General features: G+C 58.3%; 13 protein-coding genes. 8 read left to right on the forward strand and 5 right to left on the reverse strand.

Going from position 1 to position 16,411, the window contains the following annotated elements; all coding sequences use genetic code 11:
• Positions 1 to 2 precede the first annotated feature (2 nt).
• The 5 genes from ACOOHB_RS10030 to ACOOHB_RS10050 all read left to right on the forward strand — a co-directional run bounded on the left by ACOOHB_RS10030 (position 3) and on the right by ACOOHB_RS10050 (position 9,312).
• Positions 3 to 1,115 carry an amidohydrolase family protein gene (locus tag ACOOHB_RS10030; protein ID WP_420444707.1) on the forward strand — a complete coding sequence of 371 codons (1,113 nt, stop codon included), beginning with the start codon at positions 3 to 5 and terminating at the stop codon, positions 1,113 to 1,115.
• Positions 1,116 to 1,216: 101 nt separating this feature from the next.
• Positions 1,217 to 1,768, forward strand: coding sequence for a carboxymuconolactone decarboxylase family protein (locus ACOOHB_RS10035; RefSeq protein WP_420444708.1), 552 nt, complete (start codon positions 1,217 to 1,219; stop codon positions 1,766 to 1,768).
• A 751-nt stretch (positions 1,769 to 2,519) separates the two neighbouring features.
• The gene (locus ACOOHB_RS10040) at positions 2,520 to 6,917 is read left to right on the forward strand and encodes a RecQ family ATP-dependent DNA helicase (RefSeq protein WP_420446893.1); all 4,398 of its coding nucleotides are present in this window, start codon (positions 2,520 to 2,522) and stop codon (positions 6,915 to 6,917) included.
• 414 nt (positions 6,918 to 7,331) lie between these two features.
• On the forward strand, positions 7,332 to 8,651 hold the full coding sequence (locus ACOOHB_RS10045; protein ID WP_420444709.1) for an AAA family ATPase: 1,320 nt from the start codon (positions 7,332 to 7,334) through the stop codon (positions 8,649 to 8,651).
• 28 nt (positions 8,652 to 8,679) lie between these two features.
• Positions 8,680 to 9,312 carry an RloB family protein gene (locus ACOOHB_RS10050; RefSeq protein ID WP_420444710.1) on the forward strand — a complete coding sequence of 211 codons (633 nt, stop codon included), beginning with the start codon at positions 8,680 to 8,682 and terminating at the stop codon, positions 9,310 to 9,312.
• 137 nt (positions 9,313 to 9,449) lie between these two features.
• On the opposite strand, the gene ACOOHB_RS10055 is transcribed toward ACOOHB_RS10050, so the two are convergent.
• From ACOOHB_RS10055 to ACOOHB_RS10075, 5 genes are all read right to left on the reverse strand, one after another.
• Positions 9,450 to 9,878, reverse strand: coding sequence for a putative toxin-antitoxin system toxin component, PIN family (locus tag ACOOHB_RS10055; RefSeq protein ID WP_420444711.1), 429 nt, complete (start codon positions 9,876 to 9,878; stop codon positions 9,450 to 9,452).
• 396 nt (positions 9,879 to 10,274) lie between these two features.
• On the reverse strand, positions 10,275 to 10,643 hold the full coding sequence (locus ACOOHB_RS10060; protein WP_420444712.1) for a toll/interleukin-1 receptor domain-containing protein: 369 nt from the start codon (positions 10,641 to 10,643) through the stop codon (positions 10,275 to 10,277).
• The gene (locus tag ACOOHB_RS10065) at positions 10,630 to 11,205 is read right to left on the reverse strand and encodes a hypothetical protein (protein WP_420444713.1); all 576 of its coding nucleotides are present in this window, start codon (positions 11,203 to 11,205) and stop codon (positions 10,630 to 10,632) included. Before ACOOHB_RS10065 ends, ACOOHB_RS10060 begins: the two co-directional genes overlap by 14 nt.
• A 181-nt stretch (positions 11,206 to 11,386) precedes the next feature.
• Positions 11,387 to 12,400 carry an LLM class flavin-dependent oxidoreductase gene (locus ACOOHB_RS10070; protein ID WP_420444714.1) on the reverse strand — a complete coding sequence of 338 codons (1,014 nt, stop codon included), beginning with the start codon at positions 12,398 to 12,400 and terminating at the stop codon, positions 11,387 to 11,389.
• 66 nt (positions 12,401 to 12,466) lie between these two features.
• Positions 12,467 to 13,345 (reverse strand): TIGR03620 family F420-dependent LLM class oxidoreductase, encoded by an 879-nt coding sequence (locus ACOOHB_RS10075; RefSeq protein WP_420444715.1) that lies wholly within the window; start codon positions 13,343 to 13,345, stop codon positions 12,467 to 12,469.
• Between the two features lie 184 nt (positions 13,346 to 13,529).
• Between ACOOHB_RS10075 and ACOOHB_RS10080 the strand changes: the two genes are divergently transcribed.
• From ACOOHB_RS10080 to ACOOHB_RS10090, 3 genes are read left to right on the forward strand one after another with little or no spacing between them, the layout of a single operon-like run.
• Positions 13,530 to 14,402 (forward strand): LLM class F420-dependent oxidoreductase, encoded by an 873-nt coding sequence (locus tag ACOOHB_RS10080; RefSeq protein WP_420444716.1) that lies wholly within the window; start codon positions 13,530 to 13,532, stop codon positions 14,400 to 14,402.
• 26 nt (positions 14,403 to 14,428) lie between these two features.
• Positions 14,429 to 15,322 carry a TauD/TfdA dioxygenase family protein gene (locus tag ACOOHB_RS10085; RefSeq protein WP_420444717.1) on the forward strand — a complete coding sequence of 298 codons (894 nt, stop codon included), beginning with the start codon at positions 14,429 to 14,431 and terminating at the stop codon, positions 15,320 to 15,322.
• A gap of 35 nt (positions 15,323 to 15,357) precedes the next feature.
• Entirely contained in the window at positions 15,358 to 16,329 is a 972-nt protein-coding gene (locus ACOOHB_RS10090) for a phosphotriesterase family protein (RefSeq protein ID WP_420444718.1), read from the forward strand.
• The last annotated feature ends 82 nt before the right edge of the window (positions 16,330 to 16,411 follow it).

Genomic DNA, 16,411 nt, shown 5'->3' on the forward strand with positions numbered 1-16,411 from the left:
CCATGTCAGAGTATAAACTCATTTCAGCAGACTCACATTTCGTTGAGCCACCCAGCATGTGGGCCGAACGTATGGATAAAAAGTTTCGCGACCGCGCCCCCCGCACCGTCAAAGGACTGAACGGCCGCGACGGGGAGTGGTTCGTGTGTGAGAATATCACCCCGATGTCAGTCGCCGGCTTCTTTGGTGCCGGCGTGCCCTCGCCAGACCTTCCTGAGCACAGCAAAAAGGGCTTTGATGAAGCGCCCAAGAGTGTCTGGGACGCCGCCTATCGGATCGCGGATCAGGATCGGGACGGCGTCCGGGCAGAGGTAATTTATACCTCCATGGGGATGCCGCTGTTCGGGTTGGACGACGCGGAACTCCGCTATTCCTGCTTTCGGGCCTTTAACGGCTGGGCGACCGAGTATTGCAGCTACGACCCGAAACGTCTCGTCCCACTCGGCCTTATCACGCTGGAAGACATTCCACTGGCCGTGGACGAACTTCAACGCATCGCCAAACAGGGCATGCGGGGCGCCATGATCTGGGCCGAGCCGCCGGACGACCGGCCCTATAGCCATCCCGACTATGAGCCCTTTTGGGCCGCCGCCCAGGACCTCAATATGCCGCTCTCGCTCCACATTCTCACCGCCCGGAGCGGCACGGGCGCAAACCAGGCGAGCGGCAAGGGTTTTCTGCTTTCCCTGGCGACCCTGCATCACCAGATTGAACGCTCGATTTCCGAGATGGTCTATGGCGGTGTGCTTGAGAAGTTTCCCAGCCTCAAGATCGTCTCGGCTGAAAACGATGTCGGCTGGATGGCTTATCTGATGTACCGCCTTGATATCGTGCAGCGGCGGCTCGGTGCGCTGGGAAACATGGACCTACCGCTACGTGCCAGTGATTATGTCAAGCGGCAAGTCTACGCGACCTTTATCGCCGACCCGGTGTTTGTGGATTCTCTCCATCGCTACGGCCCGGACAACACCATGTGGTCGTCCGACTATCCGCATACGGCCGCAACCTTCCCGCGTTCGCAGGAGATCGTGAAAAAACGGCTGGGCGCACTTCCCGAAGAAGATTTGCACAAGATCGTGTATGGGACGGCCGCACGCGTATACGGCTTGGAGTAAAACATATCGTCCCCAGTCCTGTTGACGACGCCGTATAAACAAGACAGGGCCGAGGAAAATCCTCGGCCCTCGTTCATACATTTGTTCATAAAGAGGAGTCTATGAAACTCTCACAGCCCCGCATCACACCAATCGGAGAAGATGAATGGACGGACGAACAACGCGAGTCACTAGAAGCCCGCTCCCGGGCGGGACACGTCTATAATGTCATTGGCACTATGGCTCGCCATTGGGAAGCCTCAAAAAAGTTTCAGGTCTGGGCTTACCACGTCATGGGTGACACCTCGACCTTGGTCCCGAGAGAGCGGGAGCTGTTAATCCTGCGCATCGGCTGGCAGTGTCAGGCCGAATATGAATGGGGTCAGCATGTGATTTTCGGTAAAGAAGCCGGCCTGACCGATGAAGAAATCGCACGGATTAAAGCCGGCCCGGAGGCAGACGGCTGGGACCCATTTGATGCCACCCTCCTACGTGCCGCAGACGAACTGCACGCAGACGCGTTTATCAGCGACGCCACCTGGGCGGCCCTGAGCGAGCGGTATAACACCCAACAATTCATGGACGTGGTCTTCACCGTCGGCCAGTACAATATGGTGTCCATGGCGCTGAATTCCTTTGGGGTGCAACTGGACGACGGCGTCGCCGGCTTCTGACAGTGCCCTGCCCTGGGAAGAATAGGCCAAGTAACAAGACTCTCACCCAGACACCGGTCGCCTTGCCGTGGATTTTCTCGCACTAGACCTCGAAGTCGGACGGCACGACAACCGTCTCCATGCCTTTGGCGCAGTGCGGTCGTGGAGCGGCAAGGCCCAAACATTTCAGGGGGGCGACCTAAACGCGGCCCTGGAAAACCTGGACACGTTTGCCAAGGGCGCGGATTACCTGCTGGGCCATAATCTGATCGCGTTCGACCTGCCTCATCTGACCGCGGCAAAACCCGGCCTGCGGCTGTTGCGCCTACCCGCAGTGGATACCTTGCGGCTCAATCCCCTGGCCTTCCCCCGCCATCCCTACCACCATCTGGTCAAGCACTATCAGGACGGACAACTCAAACGCGGACGTATCAACGACCCGGAGTTGGACGCCCGGCTCTGCCTGGACGTTTTCGGCGACCAGCAAAAAGCGCTGAGTGAAACGGACCCCGACTTGCTGACCGCCTGGCACTGGCTGACCGGCGCGGACGACGCCGGGGCCGGCTTCGACGCTTTCTTTGCGGCCCTGCGAGGGGCGGCCCGACCGTCCCACGTGGATGCCTATGGGGCGATCCGCGACCGGCTCGCGGACACGACCTGTCTCACCCAGAGCCGCGCGGTGCTGCAAGAAGTCCTGGCGGATACGGCCGGCAACGGCTGGGGGCTGGCCTATGCGCTGGCCTGGCTGTCGGTGGCCGGCGGGAACTCGGTCATGCCGCCCTGGGTGCGGCATCAGTTCCCCGAAGCCGGGGTGCTGGTACGCCGGTTGCGCGACACGGCCTGTACCAGTCCCGCCTGCGAGTGGTGTCGGGAACGGCACGACGCCCGCAGGGAACTGACCCGCTGGTTCGGGTTTGCCGACTTTCGTCCGGAGCCCCACGACAAGGACGGTCGGCCCATGCAGCAGGCCATTGTCGAGGCGATCATGGCCGGACAGCACGTGCTGGGCATTTTGCCGACCGGCACCGGCAAATCACTGTGCTATCAAATCCCGGCCCTGTCCCGGTACGACAAGACCGGCGCGCTGACCGTGGTCATCTCACCGCTGGTGGCGCTCATGGCCGACCAAGTCTCCGGCCTGGAATCCCACGGCGTCGTGTCCGGCGTGACCATCAACGGCATGCTGTCCATGCCCGAGCGCTCCGCGGCCCTGGAGCGGGTGCGCCTGGGCGATGCCAGCATCCTCATTGTCTCACCCGAGCAACTGCGCAGCCGTACCGTGCGCCGGGTCCTGGAACAGCGTGAGATCGGCCTCTGGGTGCTGGACGAGGCGCATTGCCTGTCACGCTGGGGCCACGACTTCCGGCCCGACTACCGCTACGTGGCACGCTTCATCCGCGAGAAGGCACCCGACGGACAAATAGTCTGCCTGACGGCAACGGCCAAGCCCGAGGTGCGGGAAGACATACTCACCCACTTTCGTGACAAGCTCGGCGTTGACCTCAGCGTCTTTGACGGCGGCGCTCAACGCACCAACCTGGAATTCGTGGTCGTGCCGACGACGGGCGGTGAGAAGTTCGCTCATATCCATCAAATCCTGACCGCGGACCTGCCACCGGACACGCCCGGCGGCGCCATCGTGTACTGCGCGACACGCGCCCAAACCGAAGACATTGCCCGGTATCTGTGCGCCAAGCATATCGACGCGGCTCACTTCCACGCCGGCCTGTCACCGGAGACCAAGAAGAACGTGCAGCGGCGGTTCGTCTACGGCGACATCCGGGTGATCGTCGCCACCAACGCCTTCGGCATGGGCATAGACAAACCGGATGTGCGCTTGGTCATTCACGCCGATATCCCCGGCTCGCTGGAAAACTATGTGCAGGAAGCGGGCCGGGCCGGACGCGACCGGGAAACGGCGCGCTGTGTGCTGCTCTACACGACCGACGATATCGAGCGACAGTTCGGTATGTCGGCCCGCTCGCGGCTAACTCGGCCAGAAATCCACGCCATCCTCAAGGCGCTGCGCAACCTGGATCGCAAGAAGCGCATGGACGGCCAAGTCGTTGCCACCGTGGGAGAGATACTTGGCGAGGACGAAGACGCCGCGTTCGAGCGCGACTCCGCGACCGACGATACGCGCGTGCGCACCGCCATATCCTGGCTGGAGGAAGCAAAATTATTGACCCGCGAGGAGGACCGCGTGCAGGTGTTCCCGTCCTCCCTGCGGGTCGGCTCACTGGAAGAAGCCCGCGCCAAGCTGGCCAAGACCACCGTTACAGCCGACTATCGCCGGCGGTTGCTAGCTATTACCGAGAGCGTGATCGACGCCGACCCCGACGAGGGCATCTCCACCGACGAGTTGATGACAGCCTCCGGGTTGCCCGCGGAACAGGTGCGCCGCGCCCTGCACGACCTGGAGCGGCTGGGGATCGCCAACAACGACACCGCGCTGACCGCCTTTGTCCACGCCGGGGTCCAGCACGCCTCGCCAAAACGCTTGGACGAGGCCGCAGACCTGGAGCACGCCCTCATCGTCGCCCTGCAAGAGGCGGCCCCGTACATGGGGAAAGATGAAACCTCAACGCTACACGTGCGCCTCGTCACCCAACGGCTCAAGGACACCGGCCATACATCCGCCCTGCCGGAACGCGTAGTGCGCATTCTGCGCGGTCTTGCCCTGGACGGACGCGGCGAGGAGGGTGGCAAGGGCAGCCTGGGCTTACGCGGCCTGGGCCGCGAGGCCGTACAGATCACGCTTCAGCGCGAGTGGGCCGCGCTGATAGAGACTGCGGAGCGGCGCCGGGCCGCGGCCCGGGTGCTGTTGGATCACCTGCTCGACAGCCTGCCCTCGGGGAGTCGGGGTACGGACCTGTTGGTCGAAACAACCCTCGGCAAGCTGTTAAACGCGATCCGGTCTGACCTGGAGTTAAAGACCTCGGTCAGGAACCCCGAACGGCTGCTGGACCGTGCCCTGCTGTGGCTGCACGAACAGGAGATCATCCGCCTCAATAAGGGACTGGCCATATTCCGCCCCGCCATGTCCATCCGTCTGAGTCAGGAACAGCGCCGCTTCACTAACGCCGACTTCACACCGCTCAAGCTCCATTACCAGGACCAAGTGCTCCAGATTCACGTCATGGCGGAGTATGTCCAGCGCGGCTTGCAGGCCATGGCCGACGCACTGGCTCTCGTCATGGACTATTTCAGCCTGAAGCAGCAGGATTTTTTGCGCCGCTGGCTGCCCACCCGCGACAAGGAGATTACGCGCCAGACCACGCCGGAGTCGTGGCGGTCCATTGTGGAAGACCTGAAGAATCCCGTCCAGCAGCGCATTGTCGCCGACGACCGAGAACAGACCAGCGTCCTGGTACTGGCCGGCCCCGGCTCTGGCAAGACGCGGGTCCTGGTCCATCGAATCGCCTATTTATTGCGCGTGCGACGTGAAAACCCGCGCGGCATTCTGGCACTCGCCTATAATCGCCATGCCGCGGTAGAAATTCGTCGTCGTCTGGCCGAACTGCTCGGCGACGACGCCCGAGGCGTGACCGTACTCACCTGTCACGGCTTTGCCATGCGGCTGGTGGGCGCCAGCTTCAGCGGGCGCGCGGAACGCCTGGACAACGACGCCTTCCGAGAGATACTCCGGCAGGCGGTGGACCTGCTGCGGGGCGCCGGGCTGCCAGCGGACGACGCCGATGAGCAGCGGGCGCGGCTGCTGGCCGGTTTCCGCTGGATACTCGTAGACGAATACCAGGACATCGGCCCGGAGCAGTACGAGTTGATCTCGGCCCTGGCCGGCCGCACCCTGGCCGACGAGGACGACAAACTCAGCCTGTTTGCCGTGGGTGACGACGACCAGAACATCTACGCTTTCGACGGGGCGTCGGTCGAGTTTATCAAGCGTTTCGAGGCGGACTATCGGGCCAGACCGGCCTTCCTGACGGACAATTACCGCTCCACGGCCCATATTATTGCCGCGGCCAACACGGTTATTGAACCGGCCGCACGGCGCATGAAATCCGACCATCCCATCCATATTGACCGGGCACGCGCCCAGCAGCCGCTCGGCGGAGTCTGGGAAGAGTTGGACCTCGTGTCGCGCGGACGGGTGCAGATTATCCCCATACGGCGTGACCCGATCGCACAGGCCCAGGCGGCCATAGCGGAATTGCAGCGTCTGTCCGCCCTGTCAGCGGACTGGGACTGGTCCGGCTGCGCGGTCATTGCCCGCGAGTGGCGATCCCTGGAGCCGGTACGGGCCGGCTGCGAAGTCTACGGCATTCCGGTCCAGATGGGCAACGAGGAAATCCCCGGGTTTTGGCGATTCCGAGAGACCCAGGCATTGCTTGCCTGGCTGCGCCGAGACGAAACCGACCTCGTGGACAGGAGCGTCCTCAGCGCTTGGCTGGACGCCCAAGTCTCGGGCCGCTGGACCCAACTGCTGCGAGAAGCCATAGACGAATACGCCCTGGAAACCGGCGGGACGGAAACTCCGCTGGATCACTTCATCGAGTGGCTGGCAGAGTGGGGCCGAGACGTGCGCCGACGGCAGCGCGGCCTGTTACTGTTGAGCGCGCATCGCGCCAAAGGGCTGGAGTTCGACCACGTGGTCGTTCTGGACGGCGGCTGGAACAGCGTCGGCCGCGGCGAAGACGCAGACGCACTACGCCGGCTCTACTACGTGGCCATGACCCGTGCCCGGCAGACCCTGACGCTGACCTGCTTTGAAAGACCCCATTCGTTACAGACAATGTTGCACGCTCACCCTTCGGTCCTGCACCGGCCCCCGGTTGCACTGCCACCCTACCCCCCGGAGATGACAACCCGCTACCAGCGGCTCAGCCTGCGTGATGTTGATCTGAGCTTCGCGGGACGCCAGCCGGCCAGCAACTCGGTGCAGCGCGCCATTACCGCTCTTTCGCCTGGCGACCCGCTTCGAGTCCGCACTACGCAGCAACCGTGGCTGCTGCTGGATCGCGCTGGTAACGTGGTGGGCCGCCTCGCCAAAGGGTATACGCCGCCGGACGCAATGCGCTTGCGGTCGGCAACGGCCCTGGCCGTTGTGACGCGCAGCCGTACCGACTCTGAACCACAATACCAGGGCGCTCTCAAATGCGAGGAGTGGGAGGTGGTCGTGCCGGAACTGGTGTTCCAGCGCGCGGGCTGATCCACCCCCGTGTTTCGTTATGCGGAGGGGAGAAGGCGTTGGCATCCAGCACCCAGACAGGGACCTCAGCCACGCCGCACTCTTTGTTTGCGACGCCACTTGGGCGGCCCTGAGTGAGCGCTATACGACCCAGCAACTCATGGACGTCGTCTCCACCGTCGGACAGTACAATATGGTGTCCATGGCGCTGAATTCCTTTGGGGTGCAACTGGACGACGGCGTCGCCGGCTTCTAAGGGGGAATCCCCTCCAGCAGCACTTCGAAGAAGACTTCTTGTCTTCAATTTTGTAGAAAATACCCTTTCGCCAGCCTTCAAATACTGTAATATGGGCTTTCATGCAGAAAAACTGTATGAATTACGCTTATATTAAATCATGCAGTTCAATGATCCTGCACGAGTAGGGGTGGTCTACAATGTTAATTCAATTCAGTGTTCAGAATTATCGATCATTCCGCGAGGAACAAACGCTTTCACTCGTAGCAGGCAAGGACGGTGCCCACCTCGATTCGCTCATTAACTGTGGGGGAAAATTCCGATTGTCCAAAGTCGCATCAATCTACGGGGCAAATGCTTCTGGGAAAAGCAACCTCGTGAAGGCAATGAAGGCGATGAGAGACCTTATCTTGGTTTCGGCTACTCAGATGAACCTAGGCGATAGGATTAAATTCGTTTCTCCGTTCCGGCTAGACACCTCAACCGTACAGGAGCCCTCCCGATTCGAGATTACCCTACTCATAGAAGGCGATATTTTTGTCTACGGATTCTCCGCGACAAAGGAACAGGTGCATGATGAATGGCTCTTTGTTCAACCACAAGGGAAACGAAGCTCAAAATGGTTACAAAGGTCACGTGATAAGGCCAGTGGAGTCACATCATGGGCTTTTCGAGGGCCACTTAAGAGGGAGGCATGCCTGCTTAAAGAGAAAACGCGTGACAACGGTCTCGTACTGTCGCGAGCGGCAGAGCTGAACATTGAGGCGGTGACCCCCCTATATCTCTGGTTTCGCAAAATGTTTTGGAGTTTTGACCTTTCAGATCCACCGACGGGCCTTAGGCAGCTCACCGCAGAGAGAATGAATGAGGATGAAGAGTTCCTAAATCGGGTCATTCGGTTCATACGAGAGGCCGACTTCGGAATAGATAGCCTGTCAGTAAAGGAAGGAGAGTGGATGCAAAGCGTTCCCGACGATGCTCCTAAAGAATTGCATGAATTGCGTGAGGTGTTTGTCAATCTTCAGAAGCTAGTAAGTAGTGAAAAGGTGGTACGCTTCTCGATTACTACAGAACACTCACTCAATGACGGAGAGACCCAAATACCTTTCAGCTTAGAGGAAGATGAATCGAATGGAACTCAGCGTTTCTTTGCCTTAGCGGGACCTATTTTATCGGCTTTATCAGATGGGGATCTGCTTGTGATCGACGAGATCGACTGTAGCATGCACCCACTACTGACACGAAAAGTTGTCGAGTTGTTTCAAAGTCCAGAAGAAAATACGAATGGTGCTCAGTTGATTTTTACAACTCATGACAGTTCCGTCATGGACCAGACACTATTGCGGAGAGACCAGATTTGGCTGACAGAAAAACGCGCAAATGGGTCTACTGAGTTATTTTCCTTATACGATTTTGGCGCTGACTCTCGACCACGAAAAGACACGGCTTTTGAAAAGAATTATTTAGCCGGGAGATACGGAGCTGTTCCAAACTTTGGTCCCTTCTTTGAGGATCTCTAAACGAATCAATATTTCCTAATGCAGAATGATGCGAAACAGGATAAGGCGTACAGCTCAAAAGAGAAAACTTAAGAAGACTATTTTGATCGTCTGCGAGGGCCAAGAAACTGAAAGAAATTATCTTGACGGTCTTAAACGCGAAGAGACTATCAGTAAGGCATTCGCAATTACCGTAGTCCCTGGGAGGGGTGGGTCGCGGAGCCAAATTATCGAACGGGCAATCAATCAGAAGGCGCAACGCAGAGAAATGGATGTCGTCCTCTGTGTGCTTGACACCGAATCGCTGGAAACTATTGAGGCAAAAGAAGACCTTGCAACATCTCGCCAAGAAGCGGCCCATAACGATATCACCCTCTATCTGTCTAATCCGGCTTTCGAAGTTTGGCTCTTGGCCCACTTCAGAAGAACATCACGGTCATTCAGAAATTGTAACGCGGTAATTGTAGAGTTGGATAAGGAGTGGAGTGCAGCTTTCAGACAGCCTTATGATAAGAGTGATGACAAGGTGTATCAGAGGTTGGCAACCCGCACTCAAGCTGCGGTAACGAATGCAAAAATGGTTGTTGAAATTGATCACAAGGAAAAGCCCGATATTGCCGATCGCAATTCGAGTACAGATTTCTACCAGTTAGTGGAAAGACTCCTTTCTGGCACTTTGTAATATGAAGAATCGATCTTCAGCCTTCATCAACATACCCGCGTAGCGCCAGCAGCACCTGCCCGCCCACTAGAGGAGTGGGAGGTGGTGGTGCCGGAACTGGTGTTCCAGCGCGCGGGCTGAGCCGCCCCGTTGTTTCGTTATGCGGAGGGTAGACGCCGGAAATGCTCCCAGGCGATACGTGGCGACCGGACAGTCACCGGCCCGCGGCAGTTCGGCGGGAAATGTTTCAGGTTGCCGCTCACCAGCGTTCGCAGGGGTGCCCGGAGGGCAACCTCCAGGAATACCGAGTCATCCGCGTCAGGCGGGGCCCGGTGCGGCCAGGGCAGCGCGGTGACATGTTCCTGGAATTGCAAGATAGCAAAAAAGGCATCCTGCCAAGCTCGTGCTATGCCAAGCCGTGGTCGGGCTAAGACCTCCCGGTATTCCAACTCAATACGGTCGTCAAACGCAAGCCGCAACCGACGCGCCAAGAGCATATCAACGAGGCGACCCGGTGGCCCAAGAGGCGAGAGGAGGCCCGACACAAGGACGTTTGTATCCAGCACCCAGACAGGAGCCTCAGCCACGCCGTACTCTTTTTTTCCGTGCCCGTCGTGCGGCTCTGATCTCTCGCTCTAGGTCTGCGGGCGTGACGGCCTCCGCGTCGTTTTGGGAGGATCGTGTCCGCATCGCGCGCACTGCCCGGCGGGCACGGGCAAACACGATTTCGCCGATATCCTCAAATAGTGTGGCGTCACTGGTGGGAATCATGATGCTGCAGGGGACCCCGTCTTTGGTGACCACCAGCGCCCCTTCCCGTTCAAGTTCCGCCCACACCTTCCCTGGCGCTGCGGTTAACATTCGTGAGGCGATTGTCTTCATGCACGACATTTAATTGACATAATATCGTGCGTCAAGAACGACAGCCACCTGCCTGCCTACCTGACGTTACGGTGGTGGGTAGAGTGTCGGATCAAAAATACTCAGCTCGGACTCGTAACCGGCTGGGATGATTTTGGAGACGGGAGTTTGGCAATTTTGCAGAGGTGAAGCGAGCAATTTGATGGCTCTATCGGCAACTGTACTATCGGTTTCTTCATTTGGTTTGCCAACTCCAATTCTAGTTGCACCCACTGAGACGATCTTGCGCTAGACGAATCTAACAAGATCATCCAATCAGTGGACGAAATCGCTCGGCTCAACTGTGGCTCAAGGGGTTGTTCCAAGTCCAGTCTTTCAAAATCTATCCAAGGCCGGAGACCAGCAGCCTGTACCATGTTTCGGACACACTGAGCGAAGGTCGCGTCAGCCCAAGAATAAGATATGAATATCGTTTGCTTATTGTGCATCATTGTTGAGTGGCGCTAGGAATCTCCCTTCGCCTTCAGTCTCGTTTTGGATAGCAATACCCGGTACATAGGTTGCGGCTTCGGCGAGATTCCATGAGCCATCTGACATAAGAGATTTCGTTGAAAATTGAACGACGCAGCCTCCCTGTACTTCCATCGCCTTTGTGCTCCGAATCCACGTCGGACCTTTGGCCTTGAACAAAAGTGTGAGGCGATCTGGGTTACCAAAGGTTTCCACGTCTTCAGCCTGCATGTCCTTCGTTTCCTTCACGATCGGATGAGAAGCCCCGCTCATTGCTTGAATGTACTGGTCCACACCCACATGTCTACCGTATTCACTCGGAGGGTAGAAGGCATACGGCTTCCACCAAAGCACCGCGAAAAACCCTGCAGCGATCAGAACGGGGAAAAGGACGACAAAAATCGTAAGTGTTATCTGAATGGCCCCAGCCGTTTGAGTCGCAGCCACGCCAAGTGTTGCTTCTGAGAGCGATACAAATAATGAAATCACCCACAGTGGCGTTAAGCTGCGGGGAGCACTTATTTTTTCATTACTCGCGGCCATAAGCTAAAATTCTACAAAGTAGCTCAGAATATAGATCATGGAGGATAAACAATTGTCAGGTACTTATCAGAGCAAGTTCTCATTTCGGCTCAATTATTCAGCAAAGAATTCTTATTTACAATGCCCAGAAAGCCACTCTGGATGCTAAGAAAAGTAAATCTGATGCCCTCTATAAGTGTCGTCAGCTTTCATCAACATACTCTCGCAGCGCCGGTAGCACTCGCTCGCCCAATAAACGTAGACCCTCTGCGGTTGTGAGGCCGTGGGGGGTGCCGAACTCGACCCGTCGGGCGCCGGCTTCAAACAGCGCCGTGGCTTGATTGGCTACTTGGTCCGGTGTTCCGGCAAAAGCCAGACGCTGGAGTAAATCGTCAGAGATATAGCTTCCGGCTTGCTCAAAATCGTAGGCGTCGGTCGCTTCCTTAAGTCGGGCCAATAACTCGGGCTCAATGGCTAAGCTGTGGTCCAGCGCGGCGATAACCGGCAGATAGAGCGCGGCTTCTCGCCGGGCGAGAGCGCGGGCGGCTTTGCCGTCCGTATCAACCACTGTGACCGCTCCAACCACTAAGCCAATTTCGTCAGCCTGCCGGCGGGCCTGCCCAGCACCCTTGGCTATGGCAGCGCGCATCTGAGACACTGCGGTCGGGTTCGTTGTCCCGCCGAGTTTAACCTCCGCAATCTCTTCAATACACGCCGCAAGCGTCTTCTGCCCCCACGTTCCCAACAGAAAAGGAAGCTCTGACCGGTGTATCTTCCAGCGCAGAGCCTCGCCGCCGGCTAAGGAAAACACCTCTCCCCGATAGGGTTGGGTCGATTGGCTAAGCAGATGCCGAATGCAACCAAACGCCTCCCGGAGTGCGGTGATGGGTCGCTGGGGGTGCAGGCCCACAAAATCCAGCCAGGCCCCGCGTGCCAAGCCCAAATAGGCCCGCCCCTGTGAGGCTTCATCAATAAGAGCGATATTGCCCACAATATTGAGCGGGTGACAGGTAAACGGATTGACTGCCGCGGGGCCGATACGGACGCGGCTCGTGTGTCGCGCGATTTCCAGCAGCGGCAGCCAGACCGGCTGATACAGCATGTCATTATAGACACTCACGCCGGCAAAACCGAAGTCTTCAACGATTTGAGCCAGCGGCCCGTAGGCCGAGAGGGGCTTATCCGTCTGAAAGGCAACACTGACTGAACGGGTCATGACGAGTCTATGAAAGAGCGACCGGCGCCACGTTGCGACCGGCCGCTCCTGCGCTTCCTGTTCGACCTACACACCGGGCGCAAACGCCTCAACCGCGCGCATATCGGGTAAGGATTCGTCGTCTGCCTTGACCGGCAGAAAGCAGACATGCGTGGCGCCGGCTTTGAGATGGGCGTCGATACGGTCCTGAATCTGCTCTTCGCTGCCCCAGGCAACGATGGCGTCCACCAGGGCATCGCTGCAACCGTCCTCAAAGTCCGCGTCCTGCCAGCCCAGGTTTTTCAGGTTGTTGGTGTAATTGGGCAGGCGGGGGACATAGGTCTTCATATACTGCCGTGCGGCGGCGCGGGCCTTGGTCGCGTCTTTTTCAAGGATTACGGCTTGGGCGGCGCAGATCCAGGCGTCGGGGCCGATCTGCTCGCGCACCTTGGCTGTATGTTCCGGCGGCACGAAATAGGTGTGCGTTCCTTGGGCCTGTTCTGCGGACAACGCAAGCATCTTGGGATGCAGAGCCGCAATCACGATGGGGGCCGGCTCTTTGGGTTTCGGCGCCTGGTAAAAGACATCTTTCAGTTTCGGCAGGTATTCCTTCATATAGCTATACGGCTTGTTGTAGTCGTGACCACGCAGGTTGGACACAATCGGCTTGTGACTGACACCAATGCCGAGCACGAACCGACCGCCGGACAGCTCGGCCACCGTATTCGTTGCCGCGGCCATGGTATAGGCGTCACGCGCCCAGATATTGGCAATCCCGGTCGCGATAGACAACTTCTCGGTATTGTTCAGCAGATACGCAGCATGCGCAAACGGCTCACGCCCGACCGCTTCGGGTATCCACAGCGTCTTATAGCCGGCCTGCTCAACCGTCTGGGCAAATTGGGCGCTCTGCGGAGCCGTCATACCGTCCAGAAAGAACCATACCCCTACTTTTCCGATATCCATACAAACCTCCTCAGACAAAGTCTCGCAAAAATCTTGTATTTGCAACGAACCGCACCATATGCCGGGCGTTATTGGGCTGTCAATCTTGGAGCTGCTTGAGAGCCGCTCTCCCTCGTCAAGACTCGCTCGGATGTGGTATAGCAGCAGGCAGGAGAAATCTCGCGAGACAAAGAAGGAGGCAGCTATGAAATTCGGTATCCATTATTCTCTGGGTGTTGGCATGAATCCAAGCATGGACGATTATGTGCGCGTGGCGGTAAAGGCGGAAGAACTCGGTTATCACTCAGCCTGGTTGGGCGACCACGTTGTCATCCCGGAAAAAATTGAATCTACCTATCCGTATACGCCCGATGGCTCAGCCAGCTTTCCTCGGCGCTTGCCCTTTCCGGATACCTTTGTCGTCCTGGCAGCCCTAGGCGCTCATACCAAAACCATCAAACTCGGCACCAGCGTAATCGTCGTCCCGTACCGCAATCCGCTCCCGGTGGCCAAGGCGGTGGCGACGGTCGATATGGCGACCAATGGCCGCTATATTTTTGGCGTTGGGGTGGGCTGGCTGGCGGAGGAGTTTGAGGCGTTGGGAGAGAAGTTCTCTGAACGGGGCAGCCGCACCAGAGAGTATCTTCAGGTCATGAAAGCCGTCTGGCAGGAAGAGGCCGCCAGCTTTGAGGGCAAATATTTTTCCTTTCCCGCCCTGTACGCCCTGCCGCTGCCGGTCCAAAAGCCTCACCCGCCCATCATCTTTGGTGGCGAGAGTATGCCGGCCCTCAAGCGCGTAGCCGACCTGGGCGACGGCTGGCAGCCCGGTCCGGTCCCGCTCGAAACCTTGAGAGAACGTATGGGACAACTGAGAGAGCTTATGGCCGAACGTGGCCGGGATTTTTCGCAGTTGTCAATCTCCATGCTGGGCGATGTAAAAGACCTTCAGGAAAATCCCGATACGCTGGCCGCACTCGGTGAACTCGGCGTCCAAGAGATGGTGTTATTTATGGCAACCCTGGACACGGATAAGACGCTGGCACAGATGGAAGAAGCTGCGAACGCATTTATGTCCTAGGCTTCTTTAAGGGAAGACCGGTTCATATGACCCTGACGTTCCGCACATTGCATCCCCATTTCGTGGCCGAGGTCGGCCCCATTGACCTGCGCCAGGCGACTGACCCTGAGACGCTGCTAGAGATCCGCGCCGGCATGGACGAGCACGCCCTGCTCGTCTTCCGCAATCAGCACTTCACGGACGAGGAGCAGCTGGCCTTTGCCCAGCGCCTGGACGGCCGCTTGCACACCAAGACCGGTATCAGCGCGTTCCAGAAAAGCCGCCTGGGCAACGAGGCATTGGCCGATGTCTCCAACCTCAACGCGAGCGGGGAAGTCTATCAGGCCGACGACCGCAAGCGCATGTACGGCCTGGGCAATCGGCTGTGGCACACGGATGCCTCATTCCAGGACCCGCCCGGCCGCTACTCCATGCTGTTTGCCCGAGTCGTCCCGCCGGTCAGCGCGGACACGGAATACGCTGACATGCGAGCGGCCTATGACCGCTTATCGGACGAGATGAAAGCCCGGCTTGAGGGGTTGCGCGTGCATCACTCGATTGCCCACTCGCGCGAAATTCTTGGTTTTGAATTTTCCGAAGAAGAACAGGACATCCTCAAGGGCGCGATTCAGCCGCTGGTCCGCACCCTGCCACGCACGGGCCGCAAGTCGCTGTACATCGCGGCGCATGCCTCCAAAATCATCGACTGGCCAATCCCCGAAGGGCGGCTGCTGCTGCTCGACCTGATTGAACACGCCACCCAACCGGAGTTTGTCTACCGCCACTCCTGGCGCGTCGGAGACCTGGTGACCTATGACAACCGGGCGACCATGCACCGGGCCCGGCCGTATGCAGACACGCAATACCGCCGCGAGCTGCGGCGGGTGACGACGCTTGACGTCGACCACGCTATCGAGCAGGCTGGAGCGGCCCATCACTAAGCAACACACAAGGAGAGAGGAAAGGAGATTCACCTATGGCCAATGTCCAGACCGTACTCGGCGACCGTTCCACTGACGATTTGGGATTCACCCTGATCCACGAACATTTAACCGTCGGCTTCCCCGGCTATGAATGGGATAACACCAGTTTTGACCGCAAAAAGGAAATCGCCGGCGCCGTGGAAAAGCTCAAAGAGATCAAAGAGCTCGGCGTCACCTCGTTTGTTGACCCCTGCCCGATGGAATTGGGTCGCGACCCGGAATTTGCCGCGGAATGCGCGGACAAATCCGGCTTGAACGTCGTAGTCGCCACCGGCTTATACAACGAAGCGCTCGGCATTCCGCCCCATTTCCGGAGTCTGCCCGCAGACGATATCGCCGAGATTTATGTGCGGGAGATTACGGACGGGATTGATAAAACGGGCATCAAAGCCGGTATCATCAAAACGGCTACCGGCGGTATTCCAGGTATGACCGAGACCGCTACAGCGATCGGCCCGCACGAAGAAACCTGTCTGCGTGCTGCGGCTCGAGCCCACAAAGCTACGGGGATGCCCATCTTATGCCACAATGATGAGCTTGGTCCGTTCGGGCGCGAGACCCTGGACGTGTTTGAAGAGGAAGGCGTGGATTTCAATCGCGTACTCATCGGCCACGCCTGTGGTGTGGGAGATATGCGCTATTACTTTGACGTTCTGGAGCGCGGCGCGTGGATTGGTTTTGACCGTTTTGGCATTGATGTGATTGCCCCGGATAAAATGCGCCTGGCCTCGCTGATTGGTTTACTGGCCGTGGGTTATGATCGGATTATGCTCTCGCACGATGCCGTCCATTGCCTGATGGGCCGACCCAGCAAGGCCTGGGAACAGTTTGTTGCAGCTTGTCCAAACAACAATTACTCGCATATTCTGAAAAACATCATTCCTACCCTGGCCAAAGCCGGTGTGAGCGAAGGCACCATTCACACCCTGATGGTCGAAAATCCCAAGAGCTATTTTGGCGGGTAAGTCTCGCTCTGAGCGGTTGCCTCGGACAGCGCAACCGCTCAGCCCGCCGTTCGATACGACAGGCCCGAAGAGTAGCCCTCAG

Source organism: Candidatus Poriferisodalis sp., assembly GCF_965215815.1.
In the GTDB taxonomy this organism is placed as follows: Bacteria; Actinomycetota; Acidimicrobiia; order Acidimicrobiales; family Poriferisodalaceae; genus Poriferisodalis.

Coding starts and splice junctions, on each gene's coding strand:
- ACOOHB_RS10045 (WP_420444709.1), top strand. CDS start 7,332: ATGTTAATTCAATTCAGTGTTCAGAATTATCGATCATTCCGCGAGGAA.
- ACOOHB_RS10050 (WP_420444710.1), top strand. CDS start 8,680: ATGCGAAACAGGATAAGGCGTACAGCTCAAAAGAGAAAACTTAAGAAG.
- ACOOHB_RS10080 (WP_420444716.1), top strand. CDS start 13,530: ATGAAATTCGGTATCCATTATTCTCTGGGTGTTGGCATGAATCCAAGC.
- ACOOHB_RS10085 (WP_420444717.1), top strand. CDS start 14,429: ATGACCCTGACGTTCCGCACATTGCATCCCCATTTCGTGGCCGAGGTC.
- ACOOHB_RS10060 (WP_420444712.1), bottom strand. CDS start 10,643: ATGATGCACAATAAGCAAACGATATTCATATCTTATTCTTGGGCTGAC.
- ACOOHB_RS10090 (WP_420444718.1), top strand. CDS start 15,358: ATGGCCAATGTCCAGACCGTACTCGGCGACCGTTCCACTGACGATTTG.
- ACOOHB_RS10075 (WP_420444715.1), bottom strand. CDS start 13,345: ATGGATATCGGAAAAGTAGGGGTATGGTTCTTTCTGGACGGTATGACG.
- ACOOHB_RS10065 (WP_420444713.1), bottom strand. CDS start 11,205: ATGGCCGCGAGTAATGAAAAAATAAGTGCTCCCCGCAGCTTAACGCCA.
- ACOOHB_RS10040 (WP_420446893.1), top strand. CDS start 2,520: ATGCCGCCCTGGGTGCGGCATCAGTTCCCCGAAGCCGGGGTGCTGGTA.
- ACOOHB_RS10030 (WP_420444707.1), top strand. CDS start 3: ATGTCAGAGTATAAACTCATTTCAGCAGACTCACATTTCGTTGAGCCA.
- ACOOHB_RS10035 (WP_420444708.1), top strand. CDS start 1,217: ATGAAACTCTCACAGCCCCGCATCACACCAATCGGAGAAGATGAATGG.
- ACOOHB_RS10070 (WP_420444714.1), bottom strand. CDS start 12,400: ATGACCCGTTCAGTCAGTGTTGCCTTTCAGACGGATAAGCCCCTCTCG.